Origin of the sequence: Chryseobacterium mulctrae, from assembly GCF_006175945.1 — a bacterium.
Lineage (GTDB): Bacteria > Bacteroidota > Bacteroidia > Flavobacteriales > Weeksellaceae > Chryseobacterium > Chryseobacterium mulctrae.
This window is the reverse complement of record NZ_VAJL01000001.1, coordinates 4,234,364-4,260,979: the sequence shown is the minus strand read 5'-3', so window position 1 is coordinate 4,260,979 and position 26,616 is coordinate 4,234,364. Positions and strand designations below refer to the sequence as shown.

26 protein-coding genes, 1 pseudogene and 1 riboswitch are annotated in these 26,616 nt (G+C 33.7%); of the genes and pseudogenes, 13 read left to right on the top strand and 14 right to left on the bottom strand.

Annotation, left to right across the window (positions count from 1 at the left end):
- Window positions 1-7: 7 nt before the first annotated feature.
- The 10 genes from FDY99_RS23760 (at window position 8) to FDY99_RS19815 (ending at window position 6,145) form a co-directional block, all read left to right on the top strand.
- Complete coding sequence (locus tag FDY99_RS23760; RefSeq protein ID WP_162304117.1) at window positions 8-265, top strand: hypothetical protein; 258 nt, start codon at window positions 8-10, stop codon at window positions 263-265.
- A gap of 409 nt (window positions 266-674) precedes the next feature.
- Window positions 675-1,271, top strand: coding sequence for an HPP family protein (locus tag FDY99_RS19855; protein ID WP_139423429.1), 597 nt, complete (start codon window positions 675-677; stop codon window positions 1,269-1,271).
- A 5-nt stretch (window positions 1,272-1,276) separates the two neighbouring features.
- Window positions 1,277-1,615: a DUF2116 family Zn-ribbon domain-containing protein gene (locus tag FDY99_RS19850; RefSeq protein WP_139423428.1), complete on the top strand. Its 339-nt coding sequence runs from the start codon at window positions 1,277-1,279 to the stop codon at window positions 1,613-1,615.
- 14 nt (window positions 1,616-1,629) lie between these two features.
- A complete protein-coding gene (locus FDY99_RS19845; protein WP_139423427.1) occupies window positions 1,630-2,535 on the top strand; it encodes a TIGR01777 family oxidoreductase in 906 nt (301 codons plus the stop codon).
- 190 nt (window positions 2,536-2,725) lie between these two features.
- The gene (gene nudK / locus FDY99_RS19840; protein ID WP_139423426.1) at window positions 2,726-3,307 is read left to right on the top strand and encodes a GDP-mannose pyrophosphatase NudK; all 582 of its coding nucleotides are present in this window, start codon (window positions 2,726-2,728) and stop codon (window positions 3,305-3,307) included.
- Window positions 3,308-3,335: 28 nt separating this feature from the next.
- The gene (locus tag FDY99_RS19835) at window positions 3,336-3,908 is read left to right on the top strand and encodes a hypothetical protein (protein ID WP_139423425.1); all 573 of its coding nucleotides are present in this window, start codon (window positions 3,336-3,338) and stop codon (window positions 3,906-3,908) included.
- A 14-nt stretch (window positions 3,909-3,922) separates the two neighbouring features.
- Entirely contained in the window at window positions 3,923-4,495 is a 573-nt protein-coding gene (locus tag FDY99_RS19830; RefSeq protein ID WP_139423424.1) for a hypothetical protein, read from the top strand.
- A 2-nt stretch (window positions 4,496-4,497) separates the two neighbouring features.
- Window positions 4,498-5,187, top strand: coding sequence for a hypothetical protein (locus tag FDY99_RS19825; protein WP_139423423.1), 690 nt, complete (start codon window positions 4,498-4,500; stop codon window positions 5,185-5,187).
- Window positions 5,184-5,564 carry a VOC family protein gene (locus tag FDY99_RS19820; RefSeq protein WP_139423422.1) on the top strand — a complete coding sequence of 127 codons (381 nt, stop codon included), beginning with the start codon at window positions 5,184-5,186 and terminating at the stop codon, window positions 5,562-5,564. The genes FDY99_RS19825 and FDY99_RS19820 overlap by 4 nt, the downstream gene beginning before the upstream one ends.
- A 71-nt stretch (window positions 5,565-5,635) precedes the next feature.
- On the top strand, window positions 5,636-6,145 hold the full coding sequence (locus FDY99_RS19815) for a hypothetical protein (protein ID WP_228448871.1): 510 nt from the start codon (window positions 5,636-5,638) through the stop codon (window positions 6,143-6,145).
- An 8-nt stretch (window positions 6,146-6,153) separates the two neighbouring features.
- On the opposite strand, the gene FDY99_RS19810 is transcribed toward FDY99_RS19815, so the two are convergent.
- A complete protein-coding gene (locus tag FDY99_RS19810; protein WP_139423421.1) occupies window positions 6,154-6,615 on the bottom strand; it encodes an Lrp/AsnC family transcriptional regulator in 462 nt (153 codons plus the stop codon).
- A 153-nt stretch (window positions 6,616-6,768) separates the two neighbouring features.
- Window positions 6,769-6,952, top strand: a riboswitch (cobalamin riboswitch).
- A gap of 401 nt (window positions 6,953-7,353) precedes the next feature.
- On the opposite strand from FDY99_RS19810, the gene metE reads away from it, so the two are divergent.
- On the top strand, window positions 7,354-9,678 hold the full coding sequence (gene metE / locus FDY99_RS19805; protein WP_139423420.1) for a 5-methyltetrahydropteroyltriglutamate--homocysteine S-methyltransferase: 2,325 nt from the start codon (window positions 7,354-7,356) through the stop codon (window positions 9,676-9,678).
- A gap of 42 nt (window positions 9,679-9,720) precedes the next feature.
- Here the strand turns inward: metE and FDY99_RS19800 are convergent, their stop codons facing one another.
- The 4 genes and pseudogenes from FDY99_RS19800 to FDY99_RS19785 all read right to left on the bottom strand — a co-directional run bounded on the left by FDY99_RS19800 (window position 9,721) and on the right by FDY99_RS19785 (window position 13,646).
- Complete coding sequence (locus FDY99_RS19800) at window positions 9,721-10,722, bottom strand: NADP-dependent oxidoreductase (protein ID WP_139423419.1); 1,002 nt, start codon at window positions 10,720-10,722, stop codon at window positions 9,721-9,723.
- Between the two features lie 11 nt (window positions 10,723-10,733).
- Window positions 10,734-11,498 carry an SDR family oxidoreductase gene (locus tag FDY99_RS19795; RefSeq protein ID WP_139423418.1) on the bottom strand — a complete coding sequence of 255 codons (765 nt, stop codon included), beginning with the start codon at window positions 11,496-11,498 and terminating at the stop codon, window positions 10,734-10,736.
- Between the two features lie 232 nt (window positions 11,499-11,730).
- Window positions 11,731-12,435 carry an SDR family oxidoreductase gene (locus tag FDY99_RS19790; RefSeq protein ID WP_139423417.1) on the bottom strand — a complete coding sequence of 235 codons (705 nt, stop codon included), beginning with the start codon at window positions 12,433-12,435 and terminating at the stop codon, window positions 11,731-11,733.
- Window positions 12,436-12,554: 119 nt separating this feature from the next.
- A pseudogene (locus FDY99_RS19785) lies at window positions 12,555-13,646 on the bottom strand (alkene reductase).
- 107 nt (window positions 13,647-13,753) lie between these two features.
- On the opposite strand from FDY99_RS19785, the gene FDY99_RS19780 reads away from it, so the two are divergent.
- Complete coding sequence (locus FDY99_RS19780; RefSeq protein ID WP_139423416.1) at window positions 13,754-14,170, top strand: winged helix-turn-helix transcriptional regulator; 417 nt, start codon at window positions 13,754-13,756, stop codon at window positions 14,168-14,170.
- 116 nt (window positions 14,171-14,286) lie between these two features.
- The gene (locus tag FDY99_RS19775; RefSeq protein ID WP_139423415.1) at window positions 14,287-14,733 is read left to right on the top strand and encodes a KTSC domain-containing protein; all 447 of its coding nucleotides are present in this window, start codon (window positions 14,287-14,289) and stop codon (window positions 14,731-14,733) included.
- Between the two features lie 382 nt (window positions 14,734-15,115).
- On the opposite strand, the gene FDY99_RS19770 is transcribed toward FDY99_RS19775, so the two are convergent.
- From FDY99_RS19770 to lpdA, 9 genes are all read right to left on the bottom strand, one after another.
- The gene (locus FDY99_RS19770) at window positions 15,116-18,304 is read right to left on the bottom strand and encodes an efflux RND transporter permease subunit (RefSeq protein WP_074229199.1); all 3,189 of its coding nucleotides are present in this window, start codon (window positions 18,302-18,304) and stop codon (window positions 15,116-15,118) included.
- A 6-nt stretch (window positions 18,305-18,310) separates the two neighbouring features.
- The gene (locus tag FDY99_RS19765) at window positions 18,311-19,372 is read right to left on the bottom strand and encodes an efflux RND transporter periplasmic adaptor subunit (RefSeq protein ID WP_139423414.1); all 1,062 of its coding nucleotides are present in this window, start codon (window positions 19,370-19,372) and stop codon (window positions 18,311-18,313) included.
- Between the two features lie 89 nt (window positions 19,373-19,461).
- Complete coding sequence (locus FDY99_RS19760) at window positions 19,462-20,814, bottom strand: TolC family protein (RefSeq protein WP_102980175.1); 1,353 nt, start codon at window positions 20,812-20,814, stop codon at window positions 19,462-19,464.
- Between the two features lie 92 nt (window positions 20,815-20,906).
- Window positions 20,907-21,500 (bottom strand): TetR/AcrR family transcriptional regulator, encoded by a 594-nt coding sequence (locus tag FDY99_RS19755; protein WP_074229202.1) that lies wholly within the window; start codon window positions 21,498-21,500, stop codon window positions 20,907-20,909.
- A 251-nt stretch (window positions 21,501-21,751) separates the two neighbouring features.
- Window positions 21,752-22,576 (bottom strand): CvfB family protein, encoded by an 825-nt coding sequence (locus tag FDY99_RS19750; RefSeq protein WP_139423413.1) that lies wholly within the window; start codon window positions 22,574-22,576, stop codon window positions 21,752-21,754.
- 291 nt (window positions 22,577-22,867) lie between these two features.
- Complete coding sequence (locus FDY99_RS19745; protein ID WP_139423412.1) at window positions 22,868-23,350, bottom strand: hypothetical protein; 483 nt, start codon at window positions 23,348-23,350, stop codon at window positions 22,868-22,870.
- Window positions 23,351-23,359: 9 nt separating this feature from the next.
- A complete protein-coding gene (locus tag FDY99_RS19740) occupies window positions 23,360-24,235 on the bottom strand; it encodes a DUF4476 domain-containing protein (protein ID WP_139423411.1) in 876 nt (291 codons plus the stop codon).
- Between the two features lie 149 nt (window positions 24,236-24,384).
- On the bottom strand, window positions 24,385-24,705 hold the full coding sequence (locus FDY99_RS19735) for an FEKKY domain-containing protein (protein WP_139423410.1): 321 nt from the start codon (window positions 24,703-24,705) through the stop codon (window positions 24,385-24,387).
- Between the two features lie 421 nt (window positions 24,706-25,126).
- Window positions 25,127-26,530 carry a dihydrolipoyl dehydrogenase gene (gene lpdA / locus FDY99_RS19730; protein ID WP_074229207.1) on the bottom strand — a complete coding sequence of 468 codons (1,404 nt, stop codon included), beginning with the start codon at window positions 26,528-26,530 and terminating at the stop codon, window positions 25,127-25,129.
- Between the last annotated feature and the right edge of the window lie 86 nt (window positions 26,531-26,616).

Here is a 26,616-nt window from a genome sequence, read left to right as displayed (position 1 = left end):
TGATGAGATGATAAATCAAAAAATCCCTACGTCGGCATTATCCGAATCAGGTGTGGAAAATTTTCCCGGGTATCATCTCAGCCGCAATTTGCAGCACCCCATTGATGGCGCAAAATTGATGTTTTTAAATGACATTAAAAAATATTTGGTCTTTTTTATTACAAAAGAGACAAAAGAAATAATTGAAATTAGAAATCTGTTTAAAAATAATTTTCTCACTGATATCGCAAATTTTCAGATGAGAAATGTTAAAAAAAATGTCTAATTAACTTAAATGCGAATTAAGCGATAGCTATGAACTTCTGATTTTTAATTTGTTGTTTGTTTAACGCAAAGTTTGATTTTCTCAAATCTAATTTTTAAGGAGCAAAGATGAATCAATAAATTGATTTTTATTAAGCACTCTCTTTATTCAAGCTTCATCAGCGACTTTGTCGCAATTCTTTGCTCCTTAAAATAATAAGTTTAAAAATTAAAATCTTTGCGTGGAAGATTTTGTTGAATTTCTTTTCCTGAACTCAGGTTAATTAGATAAATCTGAGAAATTAAAAGGGAAACTAGAAAATAGGTTTCACTAAATACAAAAGATAACATTTAAAGAAATTCAATCAACCTATTTTCATACCCGTTTACAAACGGATATTTCGTACCTTTAAATCTCAAATAAATTTATTGTGAAAAAAACTTTCAAAAGAACGTTCAGAGTTTCAAAATATGTCATTTATAAAGAAACGCTTGTTGATTATAAAGAACATTTTTGGTCTTTTCTGGGTGCGTTTTTCGGAATTGGATTGATCGCTTTTCTGCAGTCTCAATATCTATTCAAACAAGAGAATATCTTTTTAATCGGTTCATTCGGAGCCTCTTGTGTATTAATTTACGGAGCCATTCAAAGTCCGCTCGCTCAGCCTAGAAATCTTGTTGGCGGTCATGTTATTTCAGCATTAATCGGAGTTACCGTTTTTAAAATTGTTCCTGATATTATCTGGCTTTCTGCACCACTTGCTGTTGCTTTTTCAATTGTTGCTATGCAATACACCAAAACGCTTCATCCACCCGGTGGAGCAACGGCGTTAATTGCAGTAAGCTCAACGGGTAAAATTCCTGAACTGGGATATTGGTATGTACTTTCTCCGGTTCTTTCGGGTTGCTTAATTTTACTTTTGGTGGCTTTGGTTTTTAATAATATGACCAAACACAGAAGCTATCCCAACAGTACAAAATGGAAGCAACTTTTACATAAAAGACACAGACACAATTTGAAAAATTAATAAATATGGAATGTATAGAATGCGGCGAAAAAATCATTGGAAGATCTGATAAAAAGTTCTGCGATGATGCCTGTAGAAATGCTTACAACAATAAGCAAAATAAAGATTCGAGCAACCTGATGCGGAATGTGAATAATAAACTCCGTAAAAACTACCGCATTCTGAATGAAATAAATATCGACGGGAAAACTAAAATTCCAAAATCTAAACTCGATGGCTTAGGTTTTGATTTTAATTATTTTACCAATATAAAAGTGTATAAAAACGGTTCGAAATACAAATTTATTTACGATCACGGCTATAAAATTCTTGAAGAAGATTACGTTCTCATTGTAAAAAATTAATCTAAAAAACTGTAATGAAAGAAATTGTATTAATCACCGGTGCAAGCGGAGCCATTGCAAGAGTGCTTTCAAAAAAACTGGAAAACCAATATTCTATACGGTTTTTAACCCGCAAGAAAGAAGCTGAAAACGAATTTGAATGGGATCTTGAAAACCAGATTGTTGACGAAAATGCTTTTGAAAACGTAAGCCATATCATTCATCTTGCAGGAGCTAATATTTCTGAAAAACGCTGGACAGAAGACCGAAAAAAAGAATTGATCTCTAGTCGTGTAGATTCTGCAAAATTGATTTTAAACACACTCAAAAAGAAAAATTTAAAGCTAAAATCTTTTATTTCAGCTTCTGGAATTAATTTTTACGGAACAAAAACTACGGATAAAATTTTCACTGAAAACGATGCTCCCGGAAATGACTTTCTGAGTGAAGTTGTCGTGGTTTGGGAAAAAGCTGCTGATGAATTTAAAGAACAAAATGTAGCAGAACGAGTGGTAAAAATAAGAACTGCCGTTGTTCTTTCTAAAAATGAAGGTGCTTTAGCAAAAATGAAAATTCCAATACAATTCGGAATTGGGTCGCCACTTGGAAGCGGAAAACAATATATGCCGTGGATTCATATTGATGATATTTGCAGGATGTATGAGTTTGCTTTAAAAAATCCAGAAGTTGAAGGTTCTTACAATGCTTCAGCGCCACAACATACAACAAATGAAAGTTTGACGAAATTAATTGCGAATGTTTTAAACAAGCCTTTGTTCATGCCGAATGTTCCAACCTTTATTTTAAAATTGATATTTGGTGAATTGGCAGACGCTTTGCTGGAAGGTTCTAGAGCTTCTTCAGAAAAAATAATAAAAGCAGGTTTTGAATTTCAATTTCCTGATTTGAAAATGGCTTTGGAAGATTTGCTGAAAAAGTAAATGATTTTCAATACTAATTGGTATAAATTACTTGTCATTCTGAATGAAACGAAGTGGAATGAAGAATCTTTTTAATAGTTAATAGATTCCTCCTTCGTCGGAATGACAAATTAATAAAAAGACAAAACCTTGACAACCAATAATACATTGAAAGAATTAATTTAATAAATAAAAAGATATACAATATAGAATGCAAGAGACGAATGTAAGTATCGAGAAAACAGAGATCTTATCTGATAACTGGTATACTTTAAAAAAAGTAACTTTCAATATAAAAAAAGAAAACGGAAACACCGAAACTCAAAGCCGGGAAGCTTATGACAGAGGAAACGGAGCCGTTATTTTACTGTACAACACGCATACTAAAAATGTAATTTTAACGAGACAATTCCGTCTTCCTACGTACATCAACGGAAATCCGGACGGAATGTTGATTGAAGCTTGTGCCGGACTTTTAGACAACGATAATCCCGAGGACTGCATCAAAAGAGAAACTGAAGAAGAGACCGGTTATAAAATTTCGAAAGTCGAAAAAATATTTGAAGCTTATATGTCGCCCGGTTCGGTTACAGAAATTCTGCATTTTTTTATCGCCGAATATTCTGATGATATGAAAATAAACGAAGGTGGCGGATTGGAAGAGGAAGGGGAAAACATCGAAGTTTTGCAGCTTCAGTTTGATGAAACCCTTTCTATGATTGATAATGGTGAAATAAAAGATGCCAAAACCATTATGCTTTTACAGCATCTTCGTCTTAAAAATATTCTTTAAATATTTAAATCCAAAAATCAAAAGTATTATGAAATTTATATTCACAATTGGTCTTTCACTATTGCTTTCTTCCAATTTTTTTGCCCAGAAAAATGAAAAATTGAGCACGAAAGATGCTGCCATCGTTGAGCATTTTAAAACCGATTATAAAAAGAAAAATTATAAAAAATTTGTAGGTAAAATTCTTGTAAAAGATAATGTAATACAGTTTGATAATAAGACAGTTTATTATGATAAAGGCGATAAGATCACGGCTACAATTTTAAAAGAAGGTCTGATTTATCCGCAGCTTTTAACCGATTATCAAATGCAGAAGTTTTTAGATGAGTCAACTGATAAAACACAGAAAAGGTTTTTGAAGCTTCAGAAAGACCCGAAAGCTTCTTTTGATGTGAATAATATCAAGCTGAGCAATACTTCTGAACTGACTTTTTTTAATTCAAACATAAAAACAAAGAGATTTAAAGTTTCACTAAAAGACATTCGATTAAATACAACCTCAACCTATCTTTTTGAATTGATGAACGATAAATCTACGAAAGATATTTCTTTGGAAGAGTTTATTAAAGGAGCGAAACTGACGTATATTGATACTGAATAGATCAAATAACCTCAATGAAAAACATCTTTACTCTAAGAACCCTAATTTTACTAAGCTTTTTATTGTTTTGCCTTCCCTTTTTACGCACCTGTTCAAACTCATCTATTGAAAAATTGAATCCCGTAATTTCAGACGTTTTACCACAAAATAATGTATCTAAAGATAGCAACGAAAAACTTTTGCAAAAATCGCTTGAGGACCGAAAAGAAAATATTAAGGAAAGTAAAGAAAAATTCACTTACAGTTTTTATGGATTACTAGATCTAGGTTTTGTAAATAAGGATACAAAATTAGATTCTTCGGTATTTTCTGATCAATCATTTTATGCCTTGTTAAGTCTTTTGTTTATTTTTATTTCAACAATTTGCATGCTTGTTTTTTCCCTTTTTAAACGAGTTCGACTGATTAAGATTTTAGGAATCTTGAATATATTATTTTTGATAACCTCAATGATTCTCTTTTATAGTTCTGACATTCTTGAAGATTTTAATCAGCTTAAAGTTGGATTTTATTTAGTGTTTTCCAACACAGTTTTAATTATTTTTTCAGCTTTTAAAATTGCAAAAACACAAAAATTGATTAAATAAAAATGAAAAGATACTTCTTAATTTCATTATGTTCATTAGCTTTAGTTCATTGCACTAAAGAATCTGAGAAACCATCATCAGTTCAAAGTTCTAAACCAGAAAATGTAAATATTGATGTGAAAATTTCAGATTCAGAAATTGATTACTTAGAATTTAAACCAGATAGTATTTCTAATGTGAAGATAAAAGGATTTGAGGTGATAAGCTCTTATTCTTACAATCAGACCAAATTTGTAACGGGATATTATAATCCTGTAGATGGCAAAACCGTTGCTCCCGATACAGAAAAAGATAACGGACAAAGACTTTTGGTGTTGAATAATAAAAATGAGATCATTTTTAAAGGACAAGGTGGCGGAGATACATATCTGTACCAACCTCATTTTTACAAGAACAAGTCTGACAACAAAATACTCATCGTCTGTCAATTAGCTTTTGAATATTTTTTCGGTGGCGAAGTTTTTCTGCTTGAAAAAAATTCTGTAAAATACGTTGGAAACATTGATCTAGAGCCTTTTGATATGGAGACCTCAATGACTGAAGTTCTTAAAATTTACGAAAAGAAAAACGCTATTCATTTTAAGTTTGATTCTGATTCTCTTTTGCTAAAACCCGGAAATGAAGACATTAAGATTAAAAATAATGATACTGAATATATTTATGAAAAGGGAGTTTTAAAATTTAAAAAATGAAAATAAATAACATAGACCATCTTGTCTTAACCGTTGCAGACATTGATAAAACGATAGATTTCTACACCAACATTTTAGGTTTTGAAGTTGTAATATTTGGAGACAACAGAAAAGCACTGACCTTCGGAAATCAGAAAATAAATCTTCATCAAAAAGGAAAAGAATTCGAACCGAAAGCTGAATACCCAACTTCAGGTTCAGCCGATCTATGTTTTATCGCAGAAACCAATATTGAGGATGTTTTAGAAGAACTAAAACAGAAAAATATAGAAATCATCGAAGGAATTGTAGAAAGAACTGGGGCAACCGGAAAGATTAAATCGGTTTATTTCAGAGATCCTGATTTGAATTTGATAGAGGTGAGTAATTATTATTGAAATGAATATTTTTTTAATAATTATTCATTATTTGTTTCTAAATTAAGTTCTATTTTTACGAAAAATTAATCATGAAAATCACTTATTTCATTCCTATTTTAATCTTAATATCTTCTTGTAACCCGAAAAATGGGAATAATGAGATTAATCAAACTGTTTTTAAAACTAATCAGCCTAAACAAAGCCAATCAAAACAAATGAATGATAAAGAATTGATAGAAAATGTGAAATTAGCAATAAACCCTAAATTTCAGGATTGGGTTCTTTTTAAAAACGGAACTTATATCATATTTGATGATATAACTAAAGTTAAAAATATCAATGATGAAGCTATGGTGATGATGAAAGAATTTGGACCAGTTTTCGCCGGTGGTCCTGCAGGAGATTTTAATACAATTCATCTAACAAAAACTGAAGGTTGGATTGTTTCAGGTCACGGATATGGAATGTATACTTATGTTTCTCCTTCTGAGATTCAAAATGAATCTGCTAATGATATGGAAATTGGATTATTGGGGAGATCAAAAAGAGATTTAGATGGTAAAAAACCGGAAATCATTTATGTAAATAAAAGTAAATAGTCCTCTTTCTAAATACTCACTCCATGAATATTCTTCACTTCCGCCATCACAAAAGTACTGTGTGTACTTCCGATAGAATCTACACTTCCTAATTTATTAAAAACAAAATTCTGATAATGCTTCATATCTCTTACCTGAACCTTCAGTAAGAAATCAAAATCGCCTGAAATATTATAACATTCTGCCACCTCATCAATCTGCAGAATATCTTCCACAAATTGGTTTCCTACGGAACGGTCATGAATTTTGAGTTTAATTTGGCAAAAAACGGTAAATCCACGATTAAGTTTTTCAGCTTCCAAAACGGCTGCATAATGCTTAATATATCCTTCTTGTTCTAATCTTTTCACACGTTCAAAAACAGGTGATGTTGAAAGATTTACTTCTTTAGCTAACTCTTTTACGGTCAGTTTTGCATTTTTTTGGAGGATCCTTAGTATTTGTAAATCCTTTTCGTCGAGTCTTTCCACAGAATAATATTTTTTTTTTGATTATAATTTTCAAATTTAAAGAATAAATATTTTTTATAATTAAAATAAAAAGAACAATATCCTTTATTTTCAAATTAAAACCAATCAATTCACTTTAACGCTATCTTTACCAAAGAAATTGTTCTTTCACATACTTCATCAAACGGAAAAGGTTTTACTCAAGTAAATTAATAGGGAATCGTGTGAAAATCACGAACTGTCGCGCAACTGTAAGTAACACACCAAAAGTTTTTGTCCGAGAATATCCACTGTGAAAACGGGAAGGATGACAAAAACTGTTACAAGTCAGGAGACCTGCCTGTTCCGAATGATCAATGCTCTCGCGAATTGGAGTTTTTGGATCAACAGATGATACTTTTGAATGTATTTTGGGTTTAAATTTTAATTTTTTTAATTTTTAAACGCAAAGATTTTCTTTTGTAAACGCATTATTTTAAGGAGCAAAGAATAGCGATGAATCGCTGATGAAGCTTATTGTTAACGTTAGCTTCATAAAATCAATTTATTGATTAACTCTTTGCTTTCTTAATATATAAAGAATATTGAATTAAAACTTTGCGTCAAAAAATAAAAAAGTTTAAGCCAATCCTTTTATTAAAGGAATAAATTACGTCATTATTGTATCTACTCTATTCCTTAAAATTTCTTTCTAAGAGAGCATTACGAAGCATCTGAAGAACTTTTAAAATCATTATTTAATTTAAAAGTTTTAAAGAAATGCAAACACACCTTCTTGGCTATCCGCGAATTGGTAGCAACAGAGAACTCAAAAAAGCCTGCGAGCAATATTGGTCAGGCAAAATTGTTTTAGACGAATTATTAGAAGCCGGAAAAACCATCACTCAAAGCAACTGGAAACTGCAGCAGAAAGCAGGAATTGACCTTATTCCTTGCAACGATTTTTCATATTATGATCAGGTTTTAGATATGACTTTAATGGTTGGAGCGATTCCGGAACGTTATCAGGAAATTGCTTTCAAAAAATCAGAACTCGATCTATATTTTGCGATGGCAAGAGGATTTCAGAAAGATGGTTTGGATATTACCGCAATGGAAATGACGAAATGGTTTGATACCAATTACCACTACATCGTTCCTGAATTTCAGAAAAATCAGGATTTTAAATTATTCTCCAATAAAATTATTAAAGAATTCATCAGCGCAAAACAAGCGGGAATTAATGCAAAACCTGTGATCATCGGTTTGCTGACCTATTTATTATTAGGAAAAGAAAAAGAAGAAGGTTTTGATAAACTAGATCTAGCGCAAAACTTACTTCCGGTTTATATTCAGATTTTAAAAGAACTTGAAAATCACGGTGCAGAATATATTCAGTTTGATGAGCCATTTTTGGCGTTAGATATAAATGAGAAAGCGAAAGAAACCTATCAGTTTATTTATGCTGATATCAGGAAACAATTCCCAAAACTAAAGTTTATTGTTGCGACTTATTTTGAAGGGTTAAAAGACAATCTTTCATTAGCAACTACCCTTCCGATCGATGTTTTGCATATTGATCTGGTTCGTCATCCTGAACAATTGGATGAAGTTTTAAACACAATTCCTGAAACTTTAAGTCTTTCATTAGGAATTGTTGACGGAAGAAATATCTGGAAAAATGATCTCAGCCAGTCTTTAAGTTTTATAAAAAAAGCTGTTGAAAAAATTGGTTCGGAAAGAATCTTTATTGCTCCCTCTTGTTCATTACTCCACTCTCCTTTCGACCTTGATTCTGAAAAAAACGAAGAAATTTTATCTCCTGAGATCAAGCAATGGTTGGCTTTTGCTAAACAAAAAGTCTATGAAATTGTTCATTTAAAAAAATTAGCTTCAGAAAATCCGGATTACAATGCTTTACAGGTTTTAGCTGAAAATAAAAAAGCAATTGAGAACCGTAAAACCTCAACCTTAATTCACAATCAGGGCGTGAAAAACCGTGTCGATGTGACAACTAAAGAAGACGCGCAAAGAAATTCGCCGTTCAATATCAGAAAAGAAACGCAGCAGGAAGTGTTGCAACTTCCTTTGTTTCCGACAACAACAATTGGTTCATTTCCGCAGACGAAAGAAGTGAGAAACTGGCGTTCAAAATTCAAAAAAGGAGAATTGAATGCCGAACAATACGATACTTTATTGAAACAGGAAACCGAAAGAACGATTCGTTGGCAGGAAGAAATAGGGATCGATGTGTTGGTACACGGAGAATACGAAAGAAACGATATGGTGGAATATTTCGGCGAACAGTTGGCCGGATTTGCATTTACACAAAATGGTTGGGTTCAAAGTTACGGAAGCCGTTGCGTGAAACCTCCGGTAATTTTTGGAGATGTTCACAGACCGAATCCGATGACGATTTATTGGTCGGAATATGCGCAGTCTTTAACTCAAAAATGGGTAAAAGGAATGTTGACTGGACCTGTAACGATTCTTCAATGGTCTTTCGTACGTGACGATCAGCCTCGTTCAACGACTTGTAAACAAATTGCTTTGGCGATTCGTGATGAGGTCAATGATTTGGAAAAAGCGGGAATCAGAATTATACAGATTGATGAACCGGCAATTCGTGAAGGTCTTCCGTTGAGAAGATCTGACTGGCAAAATTACCTGAAATGGGCGGTTGAAGCTTTTAGAATTTCGGCAAGTGGTGTGGAAGATGCAACACAAATTCATACGCATATGTGCTACTCTGAATTTAATGATATCATCCAAAATATCGCCGATATGGACGCTGATGTCATCACAATCGAATGCTCCAGAAGTCAGATGGAATTGTTGAATGCTTTTGCTGATTTCAAATATCCGAACGAGATCGGACCGGGAGTTTATGATATTCATTCACCGAGAGTTCCATCCAAAGAAGAAATGGTAGAATTGCTGAAAAAAGCACAAGCCGTGATTCCTGCACAGCAACTTTGGGTAAATCCTGATTGTGGTTTGAAAACCCGTCATTGGGATGAAACGGAAAAAGCGCTGATTGCGATGGTGGAGGCATCAAAAGAAGTCGCTGAAACATTTAAAAATAAACAAAATTTAGTTCAATAAATTATTTAGGCAGGAGTTGTAAAGCTCCTGCTTTTTTTAATATTATTTCCTTTTGATAACTACTTTTCCTTTTGCACGACCACTTTCTACATATTTTACCGCTGCATTTGTATTTTCGAAAGGAAAAACTTTATCAATTACAGGTTTTATTTTTCCGGATTCTATCACTTTTGTAATTTCTGCTAACTGCTTTCCATTGGCTTTCATGAAAAGAAATGAATAATTAATATTTTGTTTTTTAGCGATTTTTCTGACCTTACTACTCAATAATTTTGTAGCAAATTTCACATACCACGGCAGATTAAATTCTTCTGCAAAAACAGGAGTTGGCGGTCCGGAAATCGAGATAATTTTACCCTGAGACTTTACTACTTCAAAAGATTTTTCAAGTGTTTTAGAATCTTGGCTGTTTAGTACAACATCATAATCGATTAATACATCTTCAAAATTTTGTGTTTTATAATCAATCAGTACATCTGCACCGAGGTTTTTCAAAAAATTAAAACTTTTTTCACTGGCTGTTGTTGCCACCGTTGCACCGAGATGTTTTGCCAACTGTATTGCAAAAGTTCCAACTCCACCAGAGCCTGCCTGAATAAAAACTTTCTGACCTTTTTGAACCTTCGATTTTTCAACTAAAGCCTGCCAAGCCGTTAAACCAACCAAAGGAATTGAGGCTGCTTCTTCCATCGTCAAGTTTTTAGGTTTTAAGGCAACATCTTTTTCATTGATAGAAATAAATTCGGCAAAAGTTCCTATATGAAAATCTGATGGTCTTGCATAAATCTCGTCTCCAACTTTGAAGTTCTTAACTCTGGAACCTACTTTTATAATCACTCCAGCAACATCGTGACCTAAAATAAGTGGCATTTTGTAAGGTAAAATCAGTTTAAATTCTCCGCTTTTTATTTTTGAATCTAAAAGATTAACACTCGCTGCATAAATTTCAACTAAAACCTCATCTTCTCTCACAATCGGTTCGGGCATATCTGCAAGCTGGAGCTCACTGTTTTTATTGTAATGACTGATGCTAAATGCTTTCATAATTTCAATTTTTATTTAAGATACTGCTCTGATTTCTTAGGATTTACCAATCCAAATGTTAATTTAGGGAAAAACCTGTTGAGAAAGTATACCAATTTTGTATCTCCCACTCGAATTGTATAATTATCATTCTTTAAACCGAAAATCAAACCTTTTACCAACTCTTCCGTTGTCATTTTTTTGTCTGTTCTGGAAACTGTCATTTCAGTATCAACTACTGGAGGAAGCAGCTCAAATATTTTAACTTTGCTATTGATAATCCGCAGATGTTCTCTGAGCGATTTTGTGTAAAATGCCAATGCCGTTTTGGAAGCTGAATACGTTGCTTCGAGAAGTGACGGAACGTAGCTTAGAATTGAAGTTGTATTGATAATTGCACTTTCTTTTCTTGAAGTAAGCATTTCGAGAAAAAGATTATTTAAACGAATTACGCCGAGATAATTGACTTCCATTTCGTAAACCGCATTTTCAAAATGTTTTTCGTTTGGAACTCTTAAGTTAATTGCCGGAACACCAACTCCTGCATTATTGTATAGAATATCGATTCCACCTATTACTAGGACTTTATCAAAAAGCAATACTGCATCTTCTGCTACAGAAACATCGCTTTTTATGACAATAAGAGTTGGAAACTGTTTTTTTGCTGCCTCAAGTTTAACTTGATTTCTACCTGTAATAATAACTTTGGCTCCAATTTCTAAAAACTGTTTAGCAGCTTCCAGTCCGATTCCTGAAGCTCCGCCTGTTATCAGAATTGTTTTTCCTTTTAATTCCATGATTATATTTTAAAAGTTAAAATTCTCTGTTGGTACATTTAAATTGTGTTTAAAAAATTTCATAAAAATTAATTTCCCCCGCCCCTAAAGGGAGTGATTTTATGAAATTTTAAAGGTATTTTTTTCACTTTAAGAATGAGAAATAAAATCCCAAAGCTTTGGGATGAAAAGTTGACTTTCAAACATTTCACATTAATTATTATCTCTAATATAGAATTTTTTTTAGTTTGTTTTAAACTAATTCTTTTGCAAAAAACTGTTTAGAGTCTCCTACCGGAACATCAAATTGATTTTTTGCGAGTGCCAAAAACAATTCGTCAGCAACTTCAGAAGGAGTAATTCCGTTGGCTCCACCTATTTCTGCTGAGAAATCTGTGTTTACTAATGGTGGATACACTTCGTAAATCTGAACATTCTGTTGCTCTTCATAAGTTTGTCTCAAAGCAAGTGTGTAGCTATGTAAAGCTGCTTTTGTTGCACCATAAGTCGGCAACATTTTGTGGCTTCCAAAAACTGCAATTGATGAAATATTGATTACCGCTGCTTCCGTTTTTTGAACTAAATGAGGGAGCAAAAGTTCTGTGAAATGAATGACGCTGAAATAATTGGTGTTCATTTCAATCGCTGCTTTTTCATGTGCGTTTTGAGTTTCGTTTAATAGATAAGCAAATGCAGCTCCTGCATTATTGATAATTATGTTTACTTCAGGATGATTGTTTTTTAGATCTTCTACAATTCTTAATCTATCTGCTTCTAAAGAAAGATCACCTTGAATTGCTACAGCGGCATCAAGTTGTTGTAAAGCATTTTGAAGACGTTCTTCGTTTCTGCCATTAATGATTATTTTGTTGCCTTCTGCGTTTAGTTTTTTAGCGATAGCTAAACCAATTCCGGCACTTCCGCCACTGATGAATATTGTATTACCTGTTGTTTTCATTTTTTGTTTGTTTTAAATGTTGTATGTTGTTATGACTTGGTTTGCGACAGGGATTGCAGCGGCATCCTTTTGTGAAACAAAAGATATAGCGGAAAGCCCGCCCGTTCGCCCAAATATTTTTAATTGTTAAGAGTCGGGTAATCTGTATACCCCTTTTCGCCAGGCGTGTAAAAAGTCGTCTGATCCGGTTGATTGAGTGGTGCATTGGTCTTGAAACGCTCTACCAAATCGGGATTGGCAATAAAAGGAGTTCCGAAAGAAACCAAATCTGCGTCGCCATCTTGTAAGACTTTTGTGGCAGTTTCTTTGTTGAAACCACGGTTGATAATGATCGTTCCGTTGTAGATTTTGCGGAAATGTTTTGCGACTTCCTGAATAGCATAAGAATTATCTGAAACATCTGTAAAAGGCTCTATTAAATGCAAATATGCCAAATCGTAATCATTGAGACGAGTGACGATGTAGTTGTAAAGTTCAATGGTTTCATCGTCGACTAAAATCCCCATGATACCGTTGAGAGAAGGATTTAGACGAACTGCTACTTTTTCTAAACCTCCTACTTCTTTAATGGTATCGAGAATTTCGAAAAGAATTCTTGCCCTGTTTTCTATCGAACCACCATATTCATCGCTGCGGAGATTGGAATTTTTGCTAAAAAACTGTTGAAGCAAATAACCGTTTGCACCATGAAGCTCTACTCCATCAAAACCAGCCTCGAAAGCATTAAGAACTGCCTGTTTGAAATCATTTACGGTTTGTTTAATGTCTTCTGTAGTCATTGGTTGAGGCTCTTCGCTCGGCTGAAAACCTTTAGCTGTAAAAACTTGTTGTTGAGGATTTACGTTTGACGGAGCCAAAGGTTTTTTACCATTATGCAAATCTGGATGAGAATAAGCGCCTGTATGCCAAAGCTGTGCGAAAATCTTTCAGCCTTCTTTGTGAACTGCTTCTGTGGTGAGTTTCCAACCTTCGATTTGTTCTGGGCTATAGATTGCGGGAACATTGATTACACCGACCGCTTCGGGACTGATGAAAGTACCTTCTGTAATAATTAAACCTGCAGTAGCTCTTTGTTGGTAATATTTTGCAGTTAGTTCAGTTGCTTTATTCTCCCGATTATCTGAACGGCTTCTGGTCATTGGAGCCATTACAATACGGTTTTTAAAATCTAAGTTTTTGCTCTTGTAAGCATCAAAAAGAATGTTTTCCATTGTATTTTAAATTTAATTCGATAAATTTGCTTGCGTTTTGCAAGTACAAATCTACAAATTACTTTCAAAATGCAAGTTATTTTATTTAATTATTTAAAAATAATTTTATGTCCAATTCAAAAAAGAGATCAGATTGCCCTATCAGCAGCTCATTAGACGTATGGGGTGACAAATGGTCGTTGTTGATTGTGAGAGATTTAATGTTTGCAAAACAGTGTACTTACGGAGAATTTCTAAAATCTGACGAAAAAATAGCGACAAATATTTTAGCTTCACGTCTTTTGATGCTTGAAGAAAATGGCATCATCAGCAAACAAGATCATCCTGACAGTAAAGCAAAAGTCTTATATAAACTTACCGAAAAAGGCATTAATCTACTACCACTATTGATAGAAATTAATCTTTGGGCTGAAAAATATTCTGAAATTCCTGAAAGTCAAAAGATAATTTTGAATGAGGTGAAGAAGGATAAAACTGGGTTTATTGAGGAGAAAATTGAGGAGTTGAAGAGGGAGGTTTTGTAGATGTAAAATATTCAGTGTAAATTATTTTCTATCACAAAACAAATTAATAATCAAAAACTTACGGTTTTCTCAATTTAAATTCTTAATTTTGCACCCCGAAATAAGGATTGTACGTTATGAAAAAAATAGGTGATTACAGAAAACTTCTTGAGGTAGACAATACCGCTACTTTGAAAGATTTAAAAACAATTTACAGAAATGTGATGAAAGATACGCATCCTGATAAATTTGTGAATGATGAAGAAGGGAAACTGGCTGCAGAAGAAAAAAGCAAATCTGTGATTGAAGCCTATCATTTTTTGGTAAGCATCAACCCTGAAACGCAGGAAAAATACAAAGAAGAATACACAGAAACAATTACCACTTCAATCATTACTGATTTTTATTTGGAGAAATCTATTCTAAAAGTTCAGCACTTGAATGGTAAAATGTTTGAATACATTGGTGTTCCTAGAAATACCTATATCAAAATGGTGAATGCAGATTCGCCAAGTCGTTTCGCAAGAAGACATATCTATGGGAATTTTACCTTTAGAAAGTCTGGTGAAGTAATGGTGGATTAATAATATCTGTTATTTTAAAATAAATGAAGACTTTCGGTTCATTCCGGAAGTCTTTTTTATGGTTTTTGGTTAATAGCAAAGGCGCAAAGCATTTGATTTAGGTAATGTTTTTAAGACGCAAAGATTTTATCTACGATAAAAATTCAATCTACAAAAAGTTACCGAAAATCTTCGATTTTCTTGCGCCTTAAAACGGTTTGATATTAAAAATTTTGCGCCTTTGCGTGAACCAACTTTTATAAAGCATTGCCTAGATTGCTACTTAAATACAAATACTCTGATTAGTTTTTTGAGATTGCCTCTTCGCTTCGCTCATCGCAATGACATAAAAAAGCGCATCAATAAAATTGATGCGCTTTTAGGTTAATTAAAGGTTGTTATATTAATCTACGTGTTTTGCGGTAAACCCGTCTTCACTTAGTTCTCTATGTTCGTAATCAGCTTTCATTTCAGCTTCATAGTCTGGCTTTTCATGTTTACCCATTCTTCTTAACATTGAGTCGAATAGTGAATATACTACCGGTACAATGATCAAAGTAAGGAATAATGATGATGTCAAACCACCGATGATTACCCAAGCAAGACCATTGTTCATCTCCGCTCCTGCTCCTTTTGCAATTGCAATCGGGATCATACCGAAGATCATCGCAATGGTTGTCATCAAGATCGGACGAAGACGAGCGTGGTTTGCCTGAATCAAAGCATCATGCGTAGTTGCTCCTGCAGCTTTTCTCATATTGGCAAAATCGACGATCATGATCGCGTTTTTCGCAACTAAACCAATCAACATAATCATCCCCAACATCGTAAAGATGTTAATTGAATTTCCGGTGATGGCCAAAATAACCATTACTCCGATCAATGCCAAAGGAATTGAGAACAATACCACAAACGGATATACAAACGAGTCGTACAATGAAACCATTACCAAATAAACCAATACAATAGCTGCTAATAAAGCAATTCCTAAAGTACCGAAACCTTCAGTCTGGTTTTCCATATCACCACTCCAGATATAAGAAACACCTGCAGGTTTTGTTTTTTCGTTATCCATAAACTTCGCTGCCCATTCGTTGGCAACATCTCCTACAGGACGACCCACAACTTTAGATTTCACCTTTACAGAAGGCGCTTTATCTCTACGTTCTAGCAAACTTGGTCCTGAACCCATTTTCACTTCTGCAAACTGACTTAATCTGATCTGTTCACCTTGAGGATTTGTAAACATCAAGTTTCTTACATCTTCGATCGACTGTCTGTTGGCATCACCAAAACGGATGTTGATATCATATTCATATTCTCCAGCTCTGAATTTCCCGTCTGTATTTCCATTAAATGCAGTCTGCATCGTTTGTCCTACACTCGAAAGATTTAAACCTAAAGAAGCCATTTTATCTCTGTCGATATTCACCTGAACTTCTGGGTTTCCTGAGTCAGTTGACAATTCAGCATCTACAGAACCAGGAACTTTCTTAAGTAATTCTAGAATTCTGTTGGCTTCTTTATTTGCTGTTTCGTTATCCTGAGCCGTTACTACCATTTCGATTGGTGCATTGTCTGCTCCCATTAATCCGATTGGCGCTGTTTTAAATTCAACTCCAGTGAATTTTTCTTCTAAAGCTCTTTTAATTTTAGCAGATTTAATATCTGTACTTTCATTACGTTCAGATTTATCAACTAAAATTACCTGAATTTCTGACTGATACAAAGTTGCCTGTGCACCACCAAAACCTGACGATTGTTGACCAACCGTTGTAATCATATCCACAACATCTTTATCTGCTCTAAGATATTTTTCAACCTCAAGAGTTATTTGATTGGTTTTTTCTACAGAAGCATCTTTAGGTAATTCCATCTGAACAAGGAACTGTCCTCTATCCATTTTAGGGAAGAATTCACCTCCGATAAATCCGAATGCCACCAACATAAATGAAGCAATTAGGATAATGAAAGTAACAATTACGGTCATTATTCTTCTTAAAGTTGATTTTAAAGCCCACTCCAAGATTCCTGTGATCCAGTGTGTGAATTTCTCCAATTGCTTTTCAAACCAAAGGATAAATTTCTCAAAAGGATTTTTACCTGATAAATGAACCAATTTACCATATCTTGAAGATAACCAAGGAATAATAGTAAATGAAGCCAATAATGAAAACAATGTTGCAATAACGACCGTTATACAGAACTGAGTTAAGATATCAGATACCAAGCCCGAGCTCATTGCAATAGGTAAGAATACCACCACAATTACCATCGTGATCGCTGTTACCGTAAATCCAATCTCTGAAGCTCCATCGTACGCTGCACGAATTCTGCTTTTCCCCATTTCCATGTGACGGTAAACGTTTTCTAGAACTACGATCGCGTCATCCACAAGAATACCTACCACCAATGAAAGTCCTAATAAACTCATTAAGTTTAGAGTATATCCCATCAAATACATTCCGATCACTGTAGCAATCAAAGACAACGGAATAGAAACCATTACAATAAATGCGTTTCTGATATTGTGAAGGAATAACAACATTACAATAGCCACCAAAATAATCGCTAAAAATAAATCGAAAATTACGTGATCTGCTGCTTCAAGCGTAAAATCTGTAGAGTCATCTACGATACTTACTTTGATCGCCTGAACTTTATAATCTGTCTGAACCTGAGCAATAGTTTTCTGAACCAATTCTGAAACCGCTACCGCATTGGCATCAGATTGTTTTTTCACCTGCATCAAAATGGTAGAATTCTGATTGAATCTTGCCACTTTTTCTACATCTTTTTGGCTGTCAAAAACAGTAGCGATATCTGAAAGACGCACCTGTGCTCCATTTTTATTAGAAACAACAAGGTTATTCATTTCATTGACATCTCTATACTTTCCAGAAAGTCTGATGGTAGATCTTGAAGTTCTGGTCTTCAAAGCACCTGTAGGGAAATCTAAGTTAGAAGAAAGAATTGCCTGCTGCACGTCTCCAATAGAAAGACCGTAACCCTGCAATTTCTTTTCATCTAAATTCACCTGAATTTCTCTTTCCTGTCCACCAACAAGGTCAACCTGAGCAACACCGTTTACACGGGAAAAAATAGGCTCTATCTTTTTATCTAAAAGGTCGTAAAGCTCTTTATTATTCAGCTTGTTACTGGTAATACTCAAAGTCATGATCGGTAGATCATCCAATGAGAACTTCTGCAAAGAAGGAGGATCTGCATCTTCCGGAAGGTCTGCCAAAATAGCATTTACCTTTCTTTGAGCATCATTCAAAGCATAGTTTACATCAGCACCTGTGTTCAACTGAACCATGATCACTGATAAACTTTCGTATGAAGATGATTCTACCTTTTTTACGTTTTCCAAAGAACCTACAGCATCTTCGATCTTTCGGGTCACCGAAGTTTCTACCTCAGAAGGTGAAGCCCCCGGATAAACCGTAGAAATAGTTACCATATTGGTTTCAAATTTCGGAATCAACTCGTACCCCATCATGGAGTAGCTTAATAAACCTCCCAACGTAAGAATCGTAAACAATACGATAACGAGGGATGGCCTTTTAATGGATATTTCTGCTAACTTCATCTGCTGTTACTTTACGATATTGATTTTTGAACCGTTATCTAGGTTAATTTGTCCACTGGTAATTACTTGTTCACCCCCATTCAATCCATTTAAGATCTGAACTTTGTCGCCGTACACTTTTCCGGTTTGAACTTTAATTAATTTAGCAGTTCCATTGCTTACAATAAATAATTGTCCTGAACTTACACCGTTTACGAAAGCTTCCGCAGGAACAGTCAACATATTTTGAGTTTCAGCACCGTGATTGGTTTTGAAAGTCGCAGTTGCATACATACCCGCTTTCAAATTCCCTCTGTTTTGAACTTCAATTTCTACTGGGAAATTTAAAGAAGCATCACTTTTAGGAGCGATAAATGTAATTCTTCCGCTGAAAGAATCGTTTGGTAAAACATTTACATTAATTGGAACTTCCTGACCCAACTGAATTCTTCCGATTTGGCTTTCGTCAACCAAAACTGAAAGTTTCAATGAATTGATATTTACAATTTCGAATAAAGCTGTTCCCGGAGAAACTACAGTTCCAGGTTCAACCATTTTCTTGTTGATGGTACCGCTGATTCCGGCTCTGATGCTTGTATCGTTAATTTTAACTCCTTGAGCTCTTACTGCAGCCTGCATGTTTTTCAACTGTAATCTTGAGTTATCAAGCTGTTGTTTAGTAACACCACCCGTTTTATACGCATTTTCGTAACGTTGGTTATCGATAATTGCGTTCTGTAAATTATTTTGAGCCTGAGTAACATCAACTTCGATTGCATCTCTTTTAATAGTTGCCAAAGTCTGTCCAGCTCCAACTTTTGAACCTTCTTTTACCAAAACGCTCACAATACGTCCTGAAATCTCAGAAGACTGCTGCATTTCCTGCTTAGGAAGGAAAGTTCCGTTTGCGCTGTAGTCGGTATCAATATTTTCTCTTGAAGCAGTGATCACGTTCACGTTGATCTTGTCAACCTGCCTTGCCACCTCTTTTACTTCAGTATCCTGCTTCTTTTTGTTGTCAGCAATTTTCCAAGCTGCCAAACCAACAAGTACAGCTGCTACGATGATATATATTAAAGTTTTTTTCATTTGAAGTTATTTATTATTTAAAGGTCAAATGCAATCGCCAAATATTTAGTATTTTTTTTTGTACTGCAATTCATAGCGATTACATGTTCTTATGGGTTTTGTAAAGTATTAAGCTCGCCTTTAGCTTTTATTAATTTAATTTCAGCCTGTTTGTAGTCTAATAAAGCAGTTGTATAATTCTGTTTTGCATCTGTTAATGCGTTTTCAGAATCTAAAACTTCCGTCAATGTCGCTAAACCGTACTGATAATTTGATTGCGTATCTTTCTGTACTTTTTCGGCAAGTGTTACGTTGTTTTTCATGCTTTCAATATTGATTAATGAATTTTCAATATTCGTTACTGCATTTTTATATTCAAGGCTTAGCTGAAGCTGAGTATTCTGAATATCCTGATCAAGATCTAAGATATCAATTTCAGCCTGCTGAATTTTTGATTTTGTAGAACCACCCGTAAAAATCGGAATGTTTATATTTAAACCGATCGCAGAATAGTCACTCCAAAGAACTCCGTTATTCAATCCGTTTGTTAAAGGGAATTTTTTACCCATTCCAGCCCAACCGTAGTTTGCCTGCAACCCAACAGTAGGATAAAGATAGGCTTCAGTAGCTTTTTTGTTATATACTAAAAGCTCTCTGTTTTTCTGAAGAACTTTCAATTCAGAACGACCTTCAAGATTTACAGCATCTGCCAAAAGCTGAGGTTGAGGTTCAATCGTTTTTTCTTCAAGCTCAATATCAGTATCAATAGGAACTCCCATATAAAACTTCAAAGAGTTTTTTGAAAGTTCTACTGCATTGACCAACTGTTGTCTGCTTGAGCTAATATTCGTCAACTGAACATTCGTACGATCTAAATCGATTCCTTTTGCCAAACCATTATCTACCAAACTTTTAATTACATTTCTTACTTTTTCAGTATTGGTGTAACTTACATTTAAAGTTTTAAGATTTTCTTCCTGTACAAAAACCTGATAATAAGCTGTTGCTACATTTTCAATAATCTGTTCGTTCGTCAACTGAGCATTTAAAACATAAAATTCTCTTGTAGATTTTGCTGCTTTAAGACCTGTAAAAACTCTCTGATCAAAGATAGTCTGATTTAGAGTTACTACCGCTTGTGATTGCCAAGCCTGCCCCAATTGTGCACGAATTCTTTCGCCTCCAAATTCAAGCAATGATTCTTGGATCACCGGATTGTAAGTTACCCCTGCAGTAGCTCCGATCTGAGGTAAAGCTCCAGATCTGGCCTCATTGATTTTGTACTCTGCTTTTTTAATCTGTAAAGCCGCTTTTTTAGCTTCAGCTTTATTTTGCAACGCCTGTTTAATAGCTTCCTGCAGAGAAATCTGCTGTTGCGCATAAGCTGATGAAGAGGCCAACATCATAAATGCTGCAGCTACACCAATTTTGAGCTTTTTAGCAGTTATACGTTTTCTGTTCATAATTTTATACTTCGTTTATTTTTTGTTGTCTTTGTTAAAATCTTTATTCCTAAAGGACGATTTAATTCTTAAATTACTTTAACAGTTTTTAATTAATTTTTAAAAAGCATGTTAAGAATGATATCTTTTCGGTCTGCGATTAACGCGTCGAACTCTTTATCATCAATCATCATATTCTCTAAAAAGAGAGGACGCACCGCACTTGGAAACACTAAAAGCGAAATCATATTGAGTACAAATTGTACAGGTGCCATCTTTTCGATGTTCCCTAATTCCATTTCTTTTTCAATATCTGCATATAATTTTTTCAGTTCGTCTTCTTCCACATCTCTTTTATGACAGCTTCCTTTATTGATCTGTGAAACAATATAAGTCTCCAAATAAGGATATTGAAGGCTTGTCTGTAAACTGCCATCGATAAAATTGGCAATCTTCTCTTTGAAAGGCAGATCTGAATTCATAATCAATTCAGACTTTTCTTTTTCTACTCGGTGAGCTTCATCAAAAATAATCTGGATCAGGTTATCTCTGGATCTGAAATAATAATTGATAAGTGTTCTATTAACACCTGCTTCATCCGCTATTTCCTGTGTTGTGGCATCAAACTTACCTTGTACAAAGAATAAATTCTTTGCGGTTTGCTTGATTAACTCTTGGGTTTGATCTTTTTTTTCTTGTTTTGACATTTTTGTTAAACAATTTTGTGCAAATATATATCAATCATTTGTTTTGACAAAATTGTTAAACAAAATAATTAATATGATTTGCATCATATTTTTTGACTGAAAATCACAGATTATCTATTTATTAATTCTGTCTAAATTCATTGTTTGAAGCCTCTAAACAAACAAAAACCATAAGGATTTAGCAGTAAAAACAACAAAAAAACGAGCAGAAATTTCTGCTCGTTTTTTTTATTTTGGTCAATTAATTTTGTTTAAACTAACTTAATTTTATCTTCTAAAATATCTACGATTTTATCTTTATACAATCCGCCTAAAGCTTTTTTGAAGTTCTTTTTGCTCATCTGCAATTCATCTTTAATTTCTTCTGGTGAAGATTTGTCTGAAAGGTGAAGTAATCCAAAATTCTCTTCTAACTTATTAAGAATCTTTTGTTTGAATTCATCGATATTCTCAAAACCTACAGGCTGTAGCGAAACATCAATTTTCCCGTCTTCACGGATATCTTTGATAAAACCTTCTTCTTCTGAAAGTGGATACAGTTTTTTATAAACATCCGAAGTGTAGATTAAGCCAATATACTTTTTGTTGACTACTACATTCCAGCCCAGTTCACTTTCATTCATCATCAGCAAATCTACTTTATCCCCTTGTTTGAAAGGAAGATTTTCGTACTGTGGATTTCTTTTAAATTTTGTTGTTCCGGTAATCAATTTCAAATCATTATCAACATATAAATGCACAAGATATCTTTTACCTTCAATAATCTTTGCCTTCTGTTGTTTGTAAGGAATGAAGACATCTTTAATGATTCCCCAATCCATAAATGCACCGGTTGGAAGACTTTGCACACAAGTCATTACTGCAAACTCGCCTACTTCAGCCAAAGGAATTTCAGTTGTAGCTTTCAGTTTATTATCATCCTGATACACAAAAACTTCAATCTCATCACCAATTTCTTTTTCTTCACGAATGAAAACTTTAGACATAAAAGCCGTTTCGCCTGTTTCTGATTCAAGCATCCATCCTGAATTGTTTTTTTCTGAAATTTTTAAGGTCTGGGTTTTTCCGAGTTGCATTAATGATAAATTTAGTCTGCAAAGGTAAGGAAAATAAGTTGGAGAGTTTTAAGTGTTTTTGAGTCGGAGAGTTTTAGAATTAATGAGTTTTATCTTTATGAAAAAAGTATTGTATAGATTTTTACCGCAAAAGCAACAAAAGATATGATTGGAAAAAAAGAATTACAAAAGTTCACAAAATGTAAATGTTCATTTATTTTTGCCAGCTTTTGAACAACTTAAATTACCATAAAGTCTTTTGTTGCTTTTGCGGTTAAAAACAACACGCCGTATTAAAACTTTTCAGTCTCTTTATCTGTATGTTTTCAAATCACTGATAAGATTTTGGGATTCTTTCAGATAATCTGTTCTTTCATCAGTATTAAATGTTCCGACAGATTTTATCAGCTTATCATTTTCATAATAATATCTCAATTCAGACAACTTTTTAGGTTTTTCTAAATATCCGTTTTCGTCAACCGTTTGATATTTTGTTGAATGTACAAAAACCAATTGATGATTTTCCGAAAAAAAATATTCGGTTACAATGTTCCAGGCTGATAAACCAACAAAATGCTCCATCTTTTTAAGCGCACCGTTTTTATAAAATCCTTTTAATTCAATTCCGTTATCTGTTACCTCAGATTTATCCATAAAGTAAGAATAGGGAACTGTTTTAATTTTAAAATCTTTTGTCTGATTAATTTTTTGAACAGTTTTTCTTACAGGCTCAATATTCTGACCAGAAATCAATCCTGATAAAACAATGAGCAAAAACGGAATCAATTTTTTCATTGAAAAATCTTAATAGTTAGATACAAAATCCATCAAATCTCTTCTGCTGCTTTCAAAATCTAATGCATCTCCAACAACAAAATATTTCTGCTTGTCAACACATTTCGAGAATAAAGATTTAGCCAAAGCGATTTTATTTTTATCAAAACTCAGATCTTTTACCAAAATACTTATTTGGTCGGATGTAAACATTGCATGACGACCTTGCTGATTAATGAAAATAATTTTTTTATCATCAAACCAAGCATCTTCTTTCATCTTACTGAAAAATTGCTGGAAAGTTTGATTATCCATTACATTAGGATAATTTATGTTTCCCATGTTTCCTGAATTTCCGTAAGGATTATTCCAAATATCATTCCAGTTATTAAAACCATAATAACCATTTTGGAGCGGATAAGAATCTAAAAGATACAAGCCTTTATTCGTGAAAAAATCGAGAACCAATCTGCTGTTATTTCTAACATTCAAAGTCGTTCTGTACATCAGAAATCCGTTTTCGTAAATTGAAATAGGAATTCTTCCCGATGGCAAATCAAAGAATCTATATTTACCTGAGTTGTTTGAAATCAACTGATCCGCCAATTCCACACTAAAATTTCCCTGCTCCGGAATTCTCAGAAAAACTTCCGCATATCCGTAATTATTATTCCATTGATAATTGGGATTGGAGGGTCTTATTTTGGTGCTATTCTGATTATTTGAATTTCTGAATCCTGAAGAATTATCTGAATTATTATTTCGAGAATCTTGCCTTTTGGAGGTTGTAGATTCAATCTCTCTTTTAGATACTTCGTTTTTTAAAAGTTCACCCGCTTTTCCTGCTTCCTGTGCAAAAAACAATAGACTGGATAAGATTGAACAAACTGTAAATATTTTTTTCATAATGATTTCATTCTATAGTGAATTCGCGTTCTATTTTCATGCCAAAAATGAACAATTTCAATTAAAATAAAATTTAAAATCATTTGTTTTAACCTTGTTCAAAATATCGAATCCAAGCGAAATTCAGACCAAGAAAGAAGAATCAAAAATCAGTTTTTTATTTTGTCTATTTCAGATTTCATTTTCAGTTCCCAGTTCTTCCCATTTCTTTTTATTAAATATGGCTTTACAGTCTCCTCATATTTTTCCTGGGCTTTAATATCCATAAAATCTACAATACACCCTGTATTAAAATAGGTTATCCCATAGTTTTTGTAAATACTGTCAATTTTATTTTCTGTCTTTTCATTATAATCAGCCTCAGTAAATCCACCTGCAAATTTATACTTCACATGATCTTTTTCAATGTCTTTTTTAGCTTGCTGTATGTATTCCTTTTCAAGCAGTGTAAGTGCTTTTGTTCTTTTCATATATTCTGAGCTCCCTTTAAAAACAAGAAAACAAAAAAACAGACAATTCAGTATTAAAAAAACACACAGAAATCTATTTTTAAAATTATATTTTTTGATTTTAACTGATGCAATTAGAGAAGCTAAAAGTCCAATTATCAGTAAAATAATTAAAACATATTGTATTCCGTAATCTTTAAAATTTCTGATAAAATCAAAAGGCATTGGGAAATTATAACCATAAAATATCGCAACACTTGCAACAAGTATTAAGATGATTAAAATAATATTCAGATAAAATATTTTTTTCAAAATTTGTTTTTTATGGTTTTTCCAGATTAATTCTTTAACTAATTTATAAACAATATTTTAACAAACAAAAAGACTGCCATCAAATTGAGGCAGTCTTAATATTTAAGTGATTAAATTTTTAATCAAATCATTACATATGCAATGCTCTTTTTCCTGTAGCATCCAAAGCAGCTTCTTTCACCGCTTCAGCGTAAGTAGGGTGAGCATGAGAACTTCTTGCAATATCTTCTGCACTTGCACGGAATTCCATTGCGATTACTCCTTCAGCAACCAAATCTGCAGCTCTCGCTCCGATCATGTGGAAACCAAGAACCTCATCCGTTTTTTCGTCAGCGATAATTTTCACCAAACCATCGATATCACCACTTGCACGGCTTCTTCCTAAAGCTCTCATTGGGAAAGTTCCGATTTTGTAAGCTACACCTTCTTCTTTCAATTGCTCTTCAGTTTTACCAACTCCTGCAACTTCAGGCCAAGTATAAACAACTCCAGGAATTAAGTTATAATTGATGTGAGGTTTTTGTCCAGCTAAAGTTTCAGCAACAAAAACTCCTTCTTCTTCAGCTTTGTGAGCCAACATCGCTCCTTTAATTACATCTCCGATTGCATAAATATTGGCAACATTTGTCTGTAAATGGTCGTTTGTTTTTACTCTTCCTCTTTCGTCAAGCTCAACACCCGCTTTTTCCAATCCAAGTCCGTCTGTGAAAGGTCTTCTTCCTACAGAAACCAAACAGTAATCTCCTTCAACAGTAACTTCCTCTCCTTTTTTATCTTTTGCAGTAATCTTTACAGAATCTCCGTTTCTTTCAACCGCAGAAACTGCTGTAGAAAGCATAAACTTCATTCCTTGTTTTTTAAGAACTTTAGTCAATTCTTTGCTTAAAGCGCCATCCATTGTAGGAATGATTTTGTCCATAAACTCAACAACAGTAACCTGAGCTCCTAATCTTAAGTAAACAGAACCTAATTCAAGACCAATTACACCACCTCCGATTACAACCAAATGCTTAGGAATTTCTTTTAAATTTAAAGCTTCCGTAGAAGTAATCACTCTTTCTTTATCTAAAGTGATGAAAGGTAAAGATGAAGGTTTAGAACCTGTTGCAATGATTGTATATTTAGAATCGATCGTTTCCGAAGAACCGTCGTTTTTAGTCACTTTAATTTGAGTAGCAGATTCAAAGCTTCCGAGACCTTCAAAAACAGTGATTTTGTTTTTGTCCATCAAGAAGTTGATTCCTTTTGTAGTTTGCTCTACCACTTCGTTTTTTCTCGCAATCATTCTTGCGATATCAGCTTTTGGCTCGTTAATGATAATTCCGTGGTTTTCGAAATTGTGCTTTGCATTTTCGAAATGCTCAGAGCTGTCTAAAAGCGCTTTTGAAGGAATACATCCAACATTAAGGCATGTTCCACCCAAAGTTGAATATTTTTCGATAATTGCTACTTTGAAACCTAATTGTGCAGCGCGAATTGCAGCTACATAACCTCCAGGACCGGAACCGATTACGGTAACATCAAATTGACTCATTTTATATTTTTATTTATTATTATCTGAAATGATTAATTCTTACAAATTTAATGATTAATTACCACGCCACAAAGTGAGTTTTGTCA

Bases quoted from the DNA above. Each gene is read 5' to 3' on its own strand.
- FDY99_RS19740 (WP_139423411.1), bottom strand. From the start codon at position 24,235: ATGAAAAAAATATTTACAGTTTGTTCAATCTTATCCAGTCTATTGTTT.
- FDY99_RS19845 (WP_139423427.1), top strand. From the start codon at position 1,630: ATGAAAGAAATTGTATTAATCACCGGTGCAAGCGGAGCCATTGCAAGA.
- FDY99_RS19780 (WP_139423416.1), top strand. From the start codon at position 13,754: ATGTCCAATTCAAAAAAGAGATCAGATTGCCCTATCAGCAGCTCATTA.
- FDY99_RS23760 (WP_162304117.1), top strand. From the start codon at position 8: ATGATAAATCAAAAAATCCCTACGTCGGCATTATCCGAATCAGGTGTG.
- FDY99_RS19775 (WP_139423415.1), top strand. From the start codon at position 14,287: ATGAAAAAAATAGGTGATTACAGAAAACTTCTTGAGGTAGACAATACC.
- FDY99_RS19835 (WP_139423425.1), top strand. From the start codon at position 3,336: ATGAAATTTATATTCACAATTGGTCTTTCACTATTGCTTTCTTCCAAT.
- nudK (WP_139423426.1), top strand. From the start codon at position 2,726: ATGCAAGAGACGAATGTAAGTATCGAGAAAACAGAGATCTTATCTGAT.
- FDY99_RS19825 (WP_139423423.1), top strand. From the start codon at position 4,498: ATGAAAAGATACTTCTTAATTTCATTATGTTCATTAGCTTTAGTTCAT.
- FDY99_RS19820 (WP_139423422.1), top strand. From the start codon at position 5,184: ATGAAAATAAATAACATAGACCATCTTGTCTTAACCGTTGCAGACATT.
- FDY99_RS19830 (WP_139423424.1), top strand. From the start codon at position 3,923: ATGAAAAACATCTTTACTCTAAGAACCCTAATTTTACTAAGCTTTTTA.
- FDY99_RS19760 (WP_102980175.1), bottom strand. From the start codon at position 20,814: ATGAACAGAAAACGTATAACTGCTAAAAAGCTCAAAATTGGTGTAGCT.
- FDY99_RS19755 (WP_074229202.1), bottom strand. From the start codon at position 21,500: ATGTCAAAACAAGAAAAAAAAGATCAAACCCAAGAGTTAATCAAGCAA.
- FDY99_RS19790 (WP_139423417.1), bottom strand. From the start codon at position 12,435: ATGAAAACAACAGGTAATACAATATTCATCAGTGGCGGAAGTGCCGGA.
- FDY99_RS19770 (WP_074229199.1), bottom strand. From the start codon at position 18,304: ATGAAGTTAGCAGAAATATCCATTAAAAGGCCATCCCTCGTTATCGTA.
- FDY99_RS19735 (WP_139423410.1), bottom strand. From the start codon at position 24,705: ATGAAAAGAACAAAAGCACTTACACTGCTTGAAAAGGAATACATACAG.
- FDY99_RS19795 (WP_139423418.1), bottom strand. From the start codon at position 11,498: ATGGAATTAAAAGGAAAAACAATTCTGATAACAGGCGGAGCTTCAGGA.
- FDY99_RS19750 (WP_139423413.1), bottom strand. From the start codon at position 22,576: ATGCAACTCGGAAAAACCCAGACCTTAAAAATTTCAGAAAAAAACAAT.
- FDY99_RS19815 (WP_228448871.1), top strand. From the start codon at position 5,636: ATGAAAATCACTTATTTCATTCCTATTTTAATCTTAATATCTTCTTGT.
- FDY99_RS19765 (WP_139423414.1), bottom strand. From the start codon at position 19,372: ATGAAAAAAACTTTAATATATATCATCGTAGCAGCTGTACTTGTTGGT.
- FDY99_RS19800 (WP_139423419.1), bottom strand. From the start codon at position 10,722: ATGAAAGCATTTAGCATCAGTCATTACAATAAAAACAGTGAGCTCCAG.
- lpdA (WP_074229207.1), bottom strand. From the start codon at position 26,530: ATGAGTCAATTTGATGTTACCGTAATCGGTTCCGGTCCTGGAGGTTAT.
- FDY99_RS19745 (WP_139423412.1), bottom strand. From the start codon at position 23,350: ATGAAAAAATTGATTCCGTTTTTGCTCATTGTTTTATCAGGATTGATT.
- FDY99_RS19850 (WP_139423428.1), top strand. From the start codon at position 1,277: ATGGAATGTATAGAATGCGGCGAAAAAATCATTGGAAGATCTGATAAA.
- metE (WP_139423420.1), top strand. From the start codon at position 7,354: ATGCAAACACACCTTCTTGGCTATCCGCGAATTGGTAGCAACAGAGAA.